This is a genomic window from Micromonospora sp. NPDC049374, assembly GCF_040677165.1.
Classification (GTDB): domain Bacteria; phylum Actinomycetota; class Actinomycetes; order Mycobacteriales; family Micromonosporaceae; genus Micromonospora.
Window position 1 is genome coordinate 12,981 of the sequence record NZ_JBFAQH010000020.1, and the last position, 13,958, is coordinate 26,938.

10 protein-coding genes are annotated in these 13,958 nt (G+C 70.2%); 7 read left to right on the forward strand and 3 right to left on the reverse strand.

Going from position 1 to position 13,958, the window contains the following annotated elements; genetic code table 11:
* Nucleotides 1–12: 12 nt before the first annotated feature.
* Nucleotides 13–468 carry a Fur family transcriptional regulator gene (locus tag AB0J93_RS26365; RefSeq protein ID WP_093407101.1) on the forward strand — a complete coding sequence of 152 codons (456 nt, stop codon included), beginning with the start codon at nt 13–15 and terminating at the stop codon, nt 466–468.
* Complete coding sequence (gene katG / locus AB0J93_RS26370; RefSeq protein ID WP_363925012.1) at nt 465–2,741, forward strand: catalase/peroxidase HPI; 2,277 nt, start codon at nt 465–467, stop codon at nt 2,739–2,741. Before AB0J93_RS26365 ends, katG begins: the two co-directional genes overlap by 4 nt.
* A gap of 202 nt (nt 2,742–2,943) precedes the next feature.
* Here the strand turns inward: katG and AB0J93_RS26375 are convergent, their stop codons facing one another.
* The gene (locus AB0J93_RS26375; RefSeq protein WP_363925013.1) at nt 2,944–3,072 is read right to left on the reverse strand and encodes a hypothetical protein; all 129 of its coding nucleotides are present in this window, start codon (nt 3,070–3,072) and stop codon (nt 2,944–2,946) included.
* Nucleotides 3,073–3,090: 18 nt separating this feature from the next.
* Between AB0J93_RS26375 and AB0J93_RS26380 the strand changes: the two genes are divergently transcribed.
* The 5 genes from AB0J93_RS26380 (at nt 3,091) to fxsT (ending at nt 12,136) form a co-directional block, all read left to right on the forward strand.
* Nucleotides 3,091–5,442: an FxsB family cyclophane-forming radical SAM/SPASM peptide maturase gene (locus tag AB0J93_RS26380; protein ID WP_363925014.1), complete on the forward strand. Its 2,352-nt coding sequence runs from the start codon at nt 3,091–3,093 to the stop codon at nt 5,440–5,442.
* Nucleotides 5,429–6,271, forward strand: a complete 843-nt coding sequence (locus AB0J93_RS26385) for an AAC(3) family N-acetyltransferase (protein ID WP_363925015.1) — start codon at nt 5,429–5,431, stop codon at nt 6,269–6,271. The genes AB0J93_RS26380 and AB0J93_RS26385 overlap by 14 nt, the downstream gene beginning before the upstream one ends.
* A gap of 84 nt (nt 6,272–6,355) precedes the next feature.
* A complete protein-coding gene (locus AB0J93_RS26390) occupies nt 6,356–7,012 on the forward strand; it encodes a TIR-like protein FxsC (RefSeq protein WP_363925016.1) in 657 nt (218 codons plus the stop codon).
* Nucleotides 7,009–8,256, forward strand: a complete 1,248-nt coding sequence (locus AB0J93_RS26395; RefSeq protein WP_363925017.1) for a TIR-like protein FxsC — start codon at nt 7,009–7,011, stop codon at nt 8,254–8,256. The genes AB0J93_RS26390 and AB0J93_RS26395 overlap by 4 nt, the downstream gene beginning before the upstream one ends.
* Nucleotides 8,249–12,136, forward strand: a complete 3,888-nt coding sequence (gene fxsT / locus AB0J93_RS26400) for an FxSxx-COOH system tetratricopeptide repeat protein (RefSeq protein WP_363925018.1) — start codon at nt 8,249–8,251, stop codon at nt 12,134–12,136. Before AB0J93_RS26395 ends, fxsT begins: the two co-directional genes overlap by 8 nt.
* Nucleotides 12,137–12,179: 43 nt before the next feature.
* On the opposite strand, the gene AB0J93_RS26405 is transcribed toward fxsT, so the two are convergent.
* Nucleotides 12,180–13,070: an alpha/beta hydrolase gene (locus AB0J93_RS26405; protein WP_363925019.1), complete on the reverse strand. Its 891-nt coding sequence runs from the start codon at nt 13,068–13,070 to the stop codon at nt 12,180–12,182.
* A 254-nt stretch (nt 13,071–13,324) separates the two neighbouring features.
* A complete protein-coding gene (locus AB0J93_RS26410; RefSeq protein ID WP_363925020.1) occupies nt 13,325–13,876 on the reverse strand; it encodes a hypothetical protein in 552 nt (183 codons plus the stop codon).
* Nucleotides 13,877–13,958: the final 82 nt, after the last annotated feature.

Sequence of the window (13,958 nt, forward strand, 5' to 3'; positions counted from 1 at the left end):
AGGTTCGTGGGCATGACGGCCGACTTCGAGGCGCAGCTGCGGGCGGTCTCGTTGCGCGTGACCCGACCCCGGTTGGCGGTACTCGCGGCGCTTCGCGACCACCCGCACGTCGACACCGACACCGTGATCCGGCTGGTCCGTGCCGATCATCCCACCGTGTCCCACCAGGCGATCTACGATGTGCTGCGGGCACTCACCGACGCCGGTCTGGTCCGGCGCATCCAGCCCACCGGAGCGATCGCCCGCTACGAGTCCCGGGTGGGGGACAACCACCATCATGTCGTCTGCCGCTCCTGCGGCGTGATCGCCGACGTGGACTGCGCCGTCGGCTACGCCCCCTGTCTCACCGCCTCCGACGACCACGGGTTCGTGGTCGACGAGGCGGAGGTCGTCTACTGGGGCACCTGCCCCGACTGCGCGACCGCACGCACCACCAGTGAACCGCCAGGTCGGAAGGAAGCACATTGAGCAACGCAGAGCACGACGCCCCGTCCAGCGCCCAGGGCGTGGACTCCAAGGCGGCGGCCGGCTGCCCGGTCGCGCACGACTCCGTGACCGCCCACGGCAGCGAGAGTGAGAACCCGGCGATCGACTCGCCGACGCCGAAGACCGGCGGTCGTCCGCGTACGAACCGGGACTGGTGGCCCAACCAGCTCGACCTCTCGGTGCTGCACGCCCACTCGTCGAAGGGCAACCCGCTGGGGGAGGACTTCAGCTACGCCAAGGAGTTCGCCAAGCTCGACGTCGAGGCGCTCAAGCGGGACATCGTCGAGGTCCTCACCACCTCGCAGGACTGGTGGCCGGCCGACTTCGGTCACTACGGCGGCCTCATGATCCGGATGAGCTGGCACGCCGCGGGCACCTACCGCATCGAGGACGGTCGCGGTGGCGCCGGTGACGGCGGGCAGCGCTTCGCCCCGCTCAACAGCTGGCCGGACAACGCCAACCTGGACAAGGCACGCCGCCTGCTGTGGCCGGTGAAGCAGAAGTACGGCCAGCAGATCTCCTGGGCCGACCTGCTCGTGCTCGCCGGCAACGTGGCTCTGGAGTCGATGGGCTTCAAGACCTTTGGGTTCGGCTTCGGCCGCGAGGACGTCTGGGAGCCCGAGGAGATCTTCTGGGGTCCGGAGGACACCTGGCTGGGTGACGAGCGCTACGTCTCCGAGAAGGACATGTCGCAGGGCGTCGGCGCGACCGAGATGGGCCTGATCTACGTCAACCCCGAGGGCCCGCGCGGCAACGCCGACCCGCTCGCGGCGGCGCACTTCATCCGGGAGACCTTCGCCCGGATGGCGATGAACGACGAGGAGACCGTCGCGCTGATCGCCGGTGGCCACACCTTCGGCAAGACCCACGGTGCCGGTGTCGCCGACGACCACGTGGGCCCGGAGCCCGAGGGCGCGCCGCTGGAGGCGCAGGGCCTGGGCTGGCTGAGCACGTACGGCAGCGGCAAGGGCGCCGACACCATCACCAGCGGCCTCGAGGTCACCTGGACCGACCGGCCGACGCAGTGGAGCAACCGCTTCTTCGAGATCCTCTTCGGCTACGAGTGGGAACTCACCACCAGCCCCGGCGGTGCCAAGCAGTGGGTCGCCAAGGACGCCGAGGCGATCATCCCGGACGCCCACGACCCGTCGAAGAAGCACAAGCCCACGATGCTCACGACCGACCTGTCGCTGCGCGTCGACCCGACGTACGAGAAGATCTCCCGTCGGTTCCTGGAGAACCCGGACGAGTTCGCCCTGGCCTTCGCCAAGGCGTGGTTCAAGCTGCTGCACCGCGACATGGGTCCGGTCAGCCGGTTCCTCGGACCGTGGGTGCCGGAGCCCCAGCTGTGGCAGGACCCGGTGCCGGCCGTCGACCACGAGCTGGTCGGTGACGCCGACATCGCGGCGCTGAAGGCGAAGGTCCTGGAGTCCGGCCTCACCACCGCCCAACTGGTCTCCACCGCCTGGGCCTCGGCCGCGAGCTTCCGGTACACCGACAAGCGCGGTGGTGCCAACGGCGCCCGGATCCGCCTCGAACCGCAGCGCAGCTGGGAGGTCAACCAGCCCGAGCAGCTCGCGACGGTGCTGAGCACCCTGGAAGGCATCCAGCGGGAGTTCAACTCGGCGGGCGGGGCCAAGATCTCCCTCGCCGACCTGATCGTGCTGGCCGGTTCGGCCGCCGTCGAGAAGGCCGCCCGGGACGCCGGTGTCGAGATCACCGTCCCGTTCCACCCGGGCCGCACCGACGCCAGCCAGGAGCAGACCGACATCGAGTCGTTCCGGGTCATGGAGCCGCGTGCCGACGGGTTCCGCAACTACCTGCGTGCTGGCGAGAAGACCCAGCCGGAGGTGCTGCTGATCGACCGGGCGTACATGCTCAACCTGACCGCGCCCGAGATGACCGCGCTCGTGGGTGGCCTGCGTTCCCTCGGCGCCAACGTCGGCGGCAGCCGGCACGGCGTGCTCACCGACCGGCCCGGCGTGCTCACCAACGACTTCTTCCGCAACCTGCTCTCCCCGGGCACCCGCTGGAAGGCGTCGGAGTCCGACGAGCACGTGTACGAGATCCGTGACGTGGCCACCGAGCAGGTGAAGTGGACCGCGACCGCGGTCGACCTCATCTTCGGCTCCAACTCCCAGCTCCGGGCGTTGGCCGAGGTCTACGCCAGCGACGACGCCCGCGGCAAGTTCGTGGCCGACTTCGTGGCGGCCTGGACCAAGGTGATGGAACTGGACCGGTTCGACCTCGCCTGATCCGACACTCACCCGACGAGCCCCGGGCGATCAGCAACGATCGACCGGGGCTCGTCGCTGCCACGGGACATCACGGCGGGTCGTCTCTATGCTACTAATTGGAGTGACGTTCGTCGCTCCGTCGACTGATCCGTCCCGCAGGCACCGGCATTGAGGGGAGTCACCCGTGGCCCATGCCGCACCCGTCGAGGCCCAGCAGGCGTCAACCGATCTCACTGTCCTTCTGCGCACCCCACTCCGTCAGCTCTCCACCGAGCAGGTCCGGCCCCTCGTACGCCGGATCGTCGAGGACCGCGACCGCGTCGAGGCGGTCGATGTGGCGGCGTTCCAATCGGCGATCTGATGCCTGGTGTCCACCACGCCAGGCGAATCTGATCCGTGGCCGCTTCCACTGGACCAGTACGTCCTCAAGGTGCACAGCCGATGTGACCTGGCCTGCGACCACTGCTACGTCTATGAACACGCCGACCAGAGTTGGCGGGCCCGGCCGCGGGAGATCGCCCCGGAAACCGTGGCGGCCGCCGCCGTCCGCATCGCCGAGCATGCCCGAGAGCACGGGCTGCGCCGGGTTCATCTGGTGTTGCACGGCGGCGAACCGCTGCTGCTGGGGGTGACCGGGTTGGCGATGGTGCTGACCCGCCTGCGTGCCGCCATCGAGCCGGTCGCCGAACTGGACCTCCGGATGCAGTCCAACGGGGTGCTGCTCACTGCGCAACTGTGCGACCTGTTCGTGGAGCACGGCGTGCGGGTCGGCATCTCGCTGGACGGTGACGCCTCGGCGAACGACCGGCACCGACGCTTCGCCAACGGGGCCAGCAGCCACGCGCAGGTACGGCAGGCGTTGGCCCTGCTCCGTCGGCCGGAGTATCGCCGCTGCTACGCGGGCATTCTCTGCACAATCGACGTGCGCAACGACCCCGTCGGGGTCTACCGGGCGCTGCTGGCCGAGGCGCCGCCCCGGATCGACTTCCTGCTTCCACACGCGACCTGGGCCGATCCGCCGCCGCGACCCGACGGTGTCACCTCGTACGCGGACTGGCTGCTACCCATCTACCGACAGTGGGTCCGCGACGGCCGGCCGGTCGACATCCGACTGTTCGACTCGCTGCTGGCCACCGCCGCCGGCGGGCGGAGCGGCACCGAGGCCGTCGGGCTCGATCCGTCGGGTCTCGCGGTGATCGAGACCGACGGCGCCTGGGAACTGGCCGACTCGATGAAGACCGCGTTCGACGGTGCGGCCGGGACAGGTTTGGACGTCTTCGACCACTCGGCGAACGTCGTGACCGCACATCCGGAGTTCGCCCGCAGCCGGCGCGGCCTGGCCGTGCTCTGCCAGACCTGCCGGGACTGTTCCGTCGTCGGCCAGTGCGGCGGTGGGCTGCGGGCGCACCGTTACTCCGCTGCCGGCGGGTTCGACAATCCGTCGGTCTACTGCGCCGACCTGAAGAAGCTGATCGTCACGATGAACCGTGAGTCACCGGAGACCGGCGTGGCCGCCCATCCGACCGACCTTGCCGGGGACCGGCTTCTCGACGGCCTGCCCGCCGGCGACCTGCTGGACGATCTCGGTACCGGCCATGGCTCGGAGGCCAGCCTGCGGCGGCTCGCCGCCGCCCAGCTCGCCTACGTGCGGGGGCTGCTGGTCCAGATCGCCGACCGGGTCTCCGGCACGCCGCTCGCCGCAGCCTGGGAGCTGATCGTCCGGCTCGACGAGGAGGCGACCGACGCGGTCTCGGCCACCTTCGCCCACCCCTACCTGCGGCGGTGGGCCCGGCACTGCCTCGCCCCGGTCACGGGTGAGGCCCCTGACTGGGCGTACCTCGGCGCGCTGGCCGCGGCCGCGGCCGTCCGCGCGGGCGTCGACACGGACATCGAGGTGCCGGTGCGCTCCGGCCTGGTGCATCTACCGGGCCTCGGCGCGCAGGCCATCGACGAGCCGGGTGAACGGAGCGCACGCCTGTCGATCGCTGGCGGCGGATTCACCGCCCGCGCCGGGAAGTCGCTCGTCACGGTGCCACCCGCCGGGGCCACGCCCCCGGCGGGCTGGGCACCCGTACGTCAGGTCGAGCTGGACGGCTGGACGGTCCTGATCGACGACATCGACCCGTACCGGGACTGCTACCAGTGGCCGGTGACCGGCCGGCTCGACCCGGCGCAGCTGACGTCCTGGCGGAGGTCACTGGCTGCCGCCTGGGCCAGGATCGAGCGCACCGTGCCCGGTCAGATCGCGGGGCTGCGGGCCGGGCTGCGGACCGTCACGCCGCTGCGGGTGGATCCGAGCGGCCGGCTGCGCAGTGCCGCCTCCCGGGACGCCTTCGGCGCGCTCGGCACCGTGCCGGCCGCCCCCGACCCGCTGGCGGAGCTGCTGGTGCACGAATTCCAGCACGTCAAACTCGGCGCGGTGCTGGATGTGGGCCAGTTGTACGACCCGGCGTACCGGAAGCGACTCACCGTGCCGTGGCGCGACGATCCGCGACCGCTGGAGGGTGCCCTCCAGGGCACGTACGCACATCTGGCCATCGCCGACATCTGGGGGGCTCGGCCCGGTGCCCTGGCCCGGCAGCGGCACCGCCGATATCGCGGGTGGACGGTGCGCGCCATCGACGAACTGGCCGGCACCGGGGCGCTCACCGAGCACGGGCATCGCTTCGTCCGGCGGATGCGCCAGACCGTGGACTCGTGGTCCGATGACCCGCGTTGACCGAGCGGTCCTTTCCGGCCGCGCCGATCCCGCCGAGGTCGACCGGCTCGCCGCCGACTTGACCGTACTCGGCGTACGGGCCGGGCAGGACCTGTTGGTGCACTGCTCGATGCGGCGGATGGGGCCGGTGGCGGGCGGCCCGGCAACGCTGCTGGCGGCGCTGCGTCGGGTGGCCGGGCCGGAGGCGACGGTCGTCGTCCCGACACAGACGGCCGGCAACTCGCCGACGAGTCCGGCCTTCCGGGCCGCCACCGACGGGCTGGATGCGGCGGGCCGGGCCGCCTACGAGGCTCGGCTACCCGGGTTCGATCCGGCGACCGCACCCGCCGAGGGAATGGGGATCTTCGCCGAGTACCTGCGGCAGCAGCCCCGCGCGGCCCGTAGTGGTCACCCACTCACGTCGTTCGCCGCCCTCGGCCGCCGCGCGGCCGAGTTCACCGCGGTCCACGACCTGGACTGCCACCTCGGGGAGCGCTCGCCACTTGGGCGTCTCTACCGCGCCGGCGCCGCGGTCCTGCTGCTCGGCGTGGGCTACACCAGCTGTACGGCCCTGCATCTGGCGGAGTACCGGCCGGAGGCACGACGGCCGGCGGGCCCACCGCCGGAGCGGGCCTACCGCTGCTATGTGCTGGTGGCCGGGCGTCGGGAGCGGCGCGACTTTCGCGCGCCGTCGCTCGACATGAGTGATTTCTCCACGCTCGGCGCGGCGATCGATGCCGGTCTGCCGGTCGGTCGCGGCCTCGTGGGCAGCGCACCGACCCGGTTGCTCGATCTGCGCGATGCGGTCGACTTCGCGACAACCTGGATGGCCGGGCATCGCCGACCGTAAAGCGGTATAGACCCATCCGTGCCGGTGTGCTTACCTTGGGCGACGGCGCGGTGGCACCTGCGGTCGATGGCGGGGGAGCGACAGTTGGGTGATGACAGGGTGGTGGACGATCCGTTCGCTCCACTGTTCTTTGTCAGCTATGCCGTCATCAAGCCGCCGCTGCGGGCGCCCGGTGGCCGGCGGGAGGCCAACACGAACGCGCTACGTCTCTTCACCGAGCTGTCCATTCACGTGAACGCCCTGGTGAGCCGACCGGCCGGCGCGGATCCCGGCTTCATCAACCGGACCATGCGCGGTGGCGAGAAATGGACCCCGGAGCTACTGGAGGCCGTCGGCACATGCCAGGTCTTCGTCGCCCTGCTGACCCCGGCCTACCTGGACAGCGAGTGGTGCGCGATGGAGTGGGAGTTGTTCGCTCGCCGGACGATCACCCGCCGTGACGGTCGGCCCACCCGCGAGACCTGCATAGTGCCGGTGTGCTGGGCGCCGGAGGATTCGTGCGAGCCGCCCGACGGCCTCGAGTGGTTCTCCCCGGAAGGCACCCCGGACGAGAACGTGGTACCGAGATATCACCAGGAGGGCCTGTACGGGCTGCTCTCCATGAAGGACGACGCCAGCGACGTGGTGATCTGGAAATTGGCCCAGCGCATCGTCGAGTTGACCCGATCGCACTGGGTGGAGCCGCAGGTGCTGACCGCACCCAACCGGCCCCTCAGGAAGTTCTCCGGGAGGGACAGATGAGCGGGATCGGGGCGGCGGCACCGGTGGCGGTCGACCACGGCACCTACTTCTTCCTCAGCTACGCCCATTCCCCGCCCATGCTGGAGGATCCCCGTCTGGATCCCGACAAGTGGGTCAAGGTGTTCTTCGACGATCTGTCGGCGGCGATCCGCGGCCAGATCGCCGCTCCGGACGACCGGCAGGTCGGGTTCTTCGACGCGCAGCTGAGCTCCGGTGCGGACTGGGAAGAGACGCTGACCACGGCGCTCGGCAACACCCAGGTGTTCGTGCCGCTCTACTCGCCCGCCTATCTCAGCAACTCCTGGCCGCTCGGCGAGTTGGAGGCGTTCCGGCGTCGGCTGAAGGCGTCCTCGATAAGTGAGAAGTACCGACACATCGTGCCGGTGCTGTGGATCCCGCTGCCGTCCTGGGACCAGACGGCCGAGACCCGTGAGGCACTCGAACTCGCCGGCGATGTCACCGGGTACGCCGAGAACGGGCTGCGCGCGCTGTGCATGCTCGCCAGCTACCGCTCGGCGTACCGGGAGGTGCTGAGTCGTATCGCGACGGAGGTCACGCAGATCGCGCAGCGGCATCCGCTGCCGGCCTCCGTGGTGCCGAAGGTGGCCGAGGCGCGTCCCACCTCGCGGGCGGACGCCCAGTTCGTGGTGGTCGTCGCCGCACCGACCCGGGCCGAGGTGCCGGCGGAGCGGGCGCCCGGGGTCTACGCCGAGCGCAGCGAGCAGTGGCGCCCGTTCGGGCAGGATCAGGCGTTGCCCGCCGCCAAGTACGTCGCGAGCACGGCCGAGCGGCTCGGGTTGGCCACCCACGTCACCAGCTTCGCCGATGCCGGTGACGTGATGGCCCGCTGCCCCTCGGTGCTACTCGTCGATCCGTGGATCGTCAGTGACAGCGCCGGCGAGCACGATCTGGCGCTCGTGCTGAAGCGGCTGCCGCGGTGGGTGATCCCGTTGGTGGTGCTTGCCAAGGACGATCCGTTGGCCGCGCCCGCAGGCAACCGGTTCGCCGACCGGGTCGCGCGGATGCTGGACCGGGCGAATCGACCGCCGGCGAGGCGGGTCACCCAGCTGTCGGAGTTCGTCCAGATCATGCCGGAGCTGGTGACCGAAGCCCGCCGTCAGTTCCTCAAGAACGCACCCGTCGTGCCGTCGGACCGGCCTCGGGTTCGGCGACCGCAACTGGGTCGGCCCGAAACGTCGGGCGGCAGCAACACTTTTCAGGTACAGAAGAGGACCGATGACTGACGAACGCAGCGGCCAGGTGGTCACGTTCTACTCGTTCAAGGGTGGTACGGGCCGGACCATGGCACTGGCAAACGTGGCGTGGATCCTGGCGGCGAACGGCAAGAAGGTGCTGGTCGCCGACTGGGATCTGGAGTCGCCCGGCCTGCATCGGTTCTACCATCCGTTCATCGACCTGAGTGTCCTGCCCGGCACCGGCGGGGTCATCGACATGATTCGCGATTTCGAGACCCAGGCCTCGGTCAAGGACGACGACGGGCTGCCGAAGAGCCGCCTGCTGCCGAACGGTTGGGAGGCGGAGTTCGCGCGGGTGCAGCGGTTCGCGTTCTCGCTGAACTACACCTTTCCCAACGGGGGCGGTCTCGACTTTCTCTCCGCCGGCCGGCACAACCGGGACTACGCCGCCGGGATCAGTGGCCTGGACTGGGACGTGTTCTACGACGGGCTGGGCGGTGCGGCGTTCATCGACGCGTTGCGCGCGGACATGCGGCGCAACTACGACTACACGCTTATCGACAGCCGGACCGGGCTGAGTGATGTGGCCAGCATCTGCACGATCCACCTGCCGGACGTGCTCGTCGACTGCTTCACATTCAGCGACCAGGGGATCGATGGCGCGGCCCGGGTGGCCCGCGAGGTGACCGAACGGTACTTCAACCACCGGCGGATCCGGGTGCTGCCGGCACCGATGCGGGTCGACCCGGCCGAACAGGACAAGGCCAACGCCGGCCGGGCGCTGGCCATGCACCGCTTTGCCGGACTGCCCGCCGGGATGAGCGAGGGCGACCGTCGCGACTACTGGGCCGAGGTCGAGGTGCCGTACGTGGCCTACTACGCGTACGAGGAGACGCTGGCGACGTTCGGTACCGACCGGGCGATGCTGTCGGCGTACGAGCGACTGACCGCGGCGATCACCGACGGTCAGGTCCGGTCCCTGCCGCGACTGGACGATGCCGTGCGCGGCCAACTGCGGTCGCAGTACGAGCGCAAGAGGTTCCTGCCGCAGGGGGAGATCCTGCTGCGCTACGCCCCGAAGGACGAGGTCTGGGCGGAGTGGGTCGAGCGGATCCTCGGCCTGGTCGGCATCCAGGTCATCGACGGTGGGTCGCCGGCGGCTCGCCGGGAGGTCACGCCGACCCGGACACTTACCGTCGTCTCGACGGCGTACGCGGAGACCACGCCGGGCGCGCTGCCGCCGTCCGAGACCCCCGGCTCGGGCACCCCGCTGGCCGTGTACATCGACGACGTCAAGCCGCTGCCCGAGTTCACGCTTGAGACGTCGGTCTTCCTCAACGGTGTGACAAGGGCGAGTGACGCGGCGGCGAGCCTGCTGCGACTGGTCGGCCGCGTCGAGTTGGCCGGTGAGGACGTGATTGCGGCGACCGGGTCCCGCTATCCGGGTGCCGGTCCGGAGCTACAGCGCACGCCGGTGGCCAACGTCCAGTTCATCGGGCGCGACGAGGAGCTGCGCCGGTTGCGGCGGCTGCTCCAGGCCGGTGCCAGCCGGGGATACTCGCTGGTCGCGCTGCGTGGGATGGGTGGTGTGGGCAAGAGCCAGATCGCCCTGGAGTACGTCCATCGCTTCCGGACGGCGTACGACCTGGTGTTCTGGATCGAGGCCGATCCGAAGGCCCTGGTCGACTCGTCGTTGGTCGATCTCGGTGAACGGATGGGCCTGCCCGAGGCGGTGAACATCCCGGCCGCCATCCGTCAGGTGCACGACACGCTGATCCGCGGCGACCGCTATCCGCGGTGGCTACTGGTCTTCGACAACGTCGCGGACTACCGGGAGATCGAGGAATTCCTGCCGCAGGGCGGTCGGGGCCACATCATCATCACCGCTCGGGAGCGGACCTGGGAGGAGAGCGCGGAGACCATCGAGATCAGCCCGTTCAGTCGGTCCGAGAGCATCGAGCACCTCAAGCGGCAGGTGGCCAGCATCTCTGAGACGGACGCGGACCGCGTCGCCGAGGCGCTCGGTGACCTGCCGATCGCCCTCGCCGTCGGTGGTGCCCTGCTCGCTGTCAGCGGGGGGTCGGTGGACGACTATCTGGTCGCGTTGGCCGAGCACGGCGCGGTCCTGGAGACCTGGGGACCATCGCTGGACCGGCTGAAGCAGGACTCGCCCGGCGCGTACCGCCTGTTGGAGATCTGCTCGGTGCTGTCGGTGAAGGTCTCTATCGAACTGCTCAACAGCAGAGGCATCGCAGACCTGCTGCGGCAGGCCGACCCGTCGGTGCCGACCCGCTCCGGCGCGGCGAGACTGATCCAGCGCATCAACCGGCTGGCGCTGCTGCGGCTCGACACCCGAGCGCAGCAGATCGAGATCCACCGCCTGCTGCGCGACGCCGTCCAGCGTCGGATGACCGAGGAGGAGCGGCAGAGCACCCGCCGGCAGGTGATCAGCGCCCTGGCCGCGGCCCGGCCGGACAGCGACGTGGACGTGGCGGACAGCTGGGAACGGTTCCGGATGCTCTGGCCCCACCTGGAGGAGTCGCAGGTCGCCATGCAGGCGGCGCTCGACTCCGACGATCCGGCCGTGCTGGAGTTGCTTGTCGAGCGGGTGCGTTACATCTGGCTGCGCGGTGTGCTCGGCCAGGCCCGCGAACTCGGCGAGCGGATCCTCAGGGCGTGGACCGACCGGCTCCAGGCGAGCACCGACCCCGACGAGCGTGCGATGCTGCGCCCGCCGCTGCTGCGGCTGCGCTTCAACTTCGGCAACATCCTGCGCTCGCAGGGCCATTTCGAACAGGCCCACGCGTTCGACGAGGAGACCCGCGCGGAGCAGCGGGAACTGCTCGGCGAGACGCACGCCGACGCGCTGATGACCGCGGGTGGGCTCGCCGCCGACCTGCGAGGTCTGGGTCGGTACGCCGAGGCCCTGACCGAGGACGAGCAGACCTACGGGATGTGGTCGCGGGACTTCGGTGAGAACTTCCCGCGTACCTTGACGGCCTTGAACAACCTGGCCGCCTCGATGCGGCTCAACGGCAAGGTTGCGGAGGCACAGCGACTTGATCAGCAGGTTTACGACCAGCGCCGGGTGATGCTCGGCCGCAACAACCACTGGACCCTCGCGTCGGCCGTGAACCTGGCCCGAGACCTGCGGGAGTCCGGCGAGTACGACCGTTCCCTGGTGCAGTCGCAGGAGGCGTTGACCGACTATCAGAACTTGTCCGGCCCCAACGCCCTGGCGACGCTTGGTGCGCAGACGAACCTGGGAGTCGCGCTGCGCACGGTGGGTCGGCCGGCCGAGGCGGCCCAGTTGCTCGACGCCGCGTACGACACGTTGCGGGCGACGTACGGGGAGGACAGCCCGGACACGCTGGCTGCCCGGCTGAGCCGGGCGACCAACCGGCTGGCGCTCGACGACCCCGCCGGGTCCGAGGAGGAACTGCGGGCGGTGCAGGCGCTCTACCGGGCGCTGCTGGGTCCGCGGCACCCGCACACGTTGATCTGCGAGAACAATCTGTCGGTGGCGGCCCGGGCGCTTGGCAACCGGGAGGCCGCTCGGATGTCGGCCCAGGTGGCCGCCAGCGGACTGGGTGAGATGCTGCACCCGGAGCACCCGTTCGTGCTCGCCGCCCAGATGAACCTGGCGATCTGCAAGGCGGACATCGGGGATCTCGCCGGAGCGTTCGAGTTGATGGACGACCTGCGCAAGGTGCTGCGCACCGTGCTCGGGCCGCAGCACCCGGACACCCTGCGGGCCGCGGCCAACCTGGCGTTGATTCGACATCTGCGGGAGCCGGACGCGGCACCGGAGGAACTGGACGCGGCAGTGGCTGAGCTGGTCAAGCGGCTCGGTGGCGGGCATCCGGACGTGCGCGCGCTGGGCCAGCGGAAGCTGCTCGACCGGGTGCTGGATCCGCACCCGTTCTGATCGGTGCGCGGCGACGTTGCCGTGAGTCGTCCGGGCGGTCGGGTCAGACCCGCCCGCCCGGACGGGCGTCGACGAGATCCACCTGGGGGGTGGCGAGCCAGGCGAGGATGTCCGGCAGGATCAGCATCGCGGCGAAATGGCCCACCCCGGGCTGCTCCTCGAACTCCGCGTGCGGGATCTGCGACTTGAGCCAGCGGGCGTGGGAGACCGGCGAGAAGGCGTCGTCGGCACCGTGCCAGAGGCGGACCGGAACGTTTATCGACGACGGGTCGAAGCCCCAGTCCTGGCTGAGCGCCAGCGCGTCGTCGATCCAACCGTCGGCGCCGAAACGGACCGCCTCGGCGAAGCTGGCGGCCAGTTGTCGGCGCATCGCGACGTCCTCGACCACGTTGCGATCGGCGGCGCTCAACTCGCCGTCGAGGAAGCTGACCACGCTCGCCGGATCCCGCCGGGTGCGGTCGGCCCGGATGGTCAGCGACTCGATCAGCCGGCGCTGGTCGGACATCGCTTCGCGGTACGCCTGGACGTTGGAGGGGGCCATGCCGGCGTACCAGTCCAGACCCGGTGCGTCGGTGGGGGCCGGGGAGACCAGCACCGCCGCCCGGGTCAGCCGACCGGTGAACAGGTCACTGGCGGCGCAGGCGAGGGCGTGTGGCCCGCCACCGGAACGGCCGACGACGGCGAAGGCGTCCAGTTCGAGGTGGTCGGCGATCGCGTGGACGTCGCGCACCGCATCGACGACGCGGCGGCGCGGATGGCGGGTCGACCTGCCGTAGCCAGGCCGGTCGTAGCAGATGAGCCGGATGCCGAGCAGGTGCAGGATCATGCTCCGGGGCTTCGGGCCGCTGCGGCTGCCGGGCATTCCGTGCATCAGGAAGATCGGGAAACCGTCCGCCTTGCCCGATGTCTCGACGGCGAGAGTTCGGTCGTCCACCGGGACGTCCCACTCGGTCGGCCGCTCCTGTGACACCCTGTGCCTTCCCTAGGAACCTCGGTGAAGGGTGGCGTCGGCGGGCACACCAGCACACACCGTCTCGGCTGAGGCTCCCCCGTCGATCGCGATGGGGCTGATTACTGAAGAACTCAGGGTATCCCCCGCGAGGCGGGTACACCAGCAGAGCGCAGGATACCCGTCAGATGCCATACCACTGCGGCCGACCCGCCGGTGAACAGTGGCTCTTTCGTGGATTACCGGCGACCGCCGCGACGCGTCGCCAGCAACCGGTGGTGCTCCCGTTTCAACGCGTCGAACGACCTGCGAACGTAATCGACGTACGCGGCACCGGGATGCGTGATCAGGGCCGGTCGTCGGTCGCCCGGTTGGGCCAGCGCGACCTCGTACGCGGCGACGTGGGCGCAGAAGGCCCGCAAGGGTTCCGGCATGCCGTCCTCGATCACCAGGTCGGCGCGGCCGAGGATGAGGTCGCGCATCCGGATGTTCGCCGGCATCAGCGCCTGCTGGACCCACCGCATCCACTGGTCCTGCTGATCCTCGGTCAACGCCGCGTCGGACCTGCGGTGCTGCCGGCCGGGCAGGTTGTCGTCCCGAAGGGCCTGCCAGAGTCGTTCGTTGACGTCGACAAGGGCGTGCAGCGGACCGTAGAGATCACGCAACTGGCTCGCCACCCGGTCGAGGCGGGCGCGCCGACGCTCGGCGCGAACCTGGGCGTACTGGTTGAGCACGAAGACCAGTACCGCGACCACGATGCTGGCGCTGGCTGTGATCACGGCCGCCGTCACGTCACGCTCCCACCCTGGCCCGCGTCCGCTGAGGACTGCCGTCACCACGCAGCATATTGCAGTCGTGCATGGTCGACCCGTC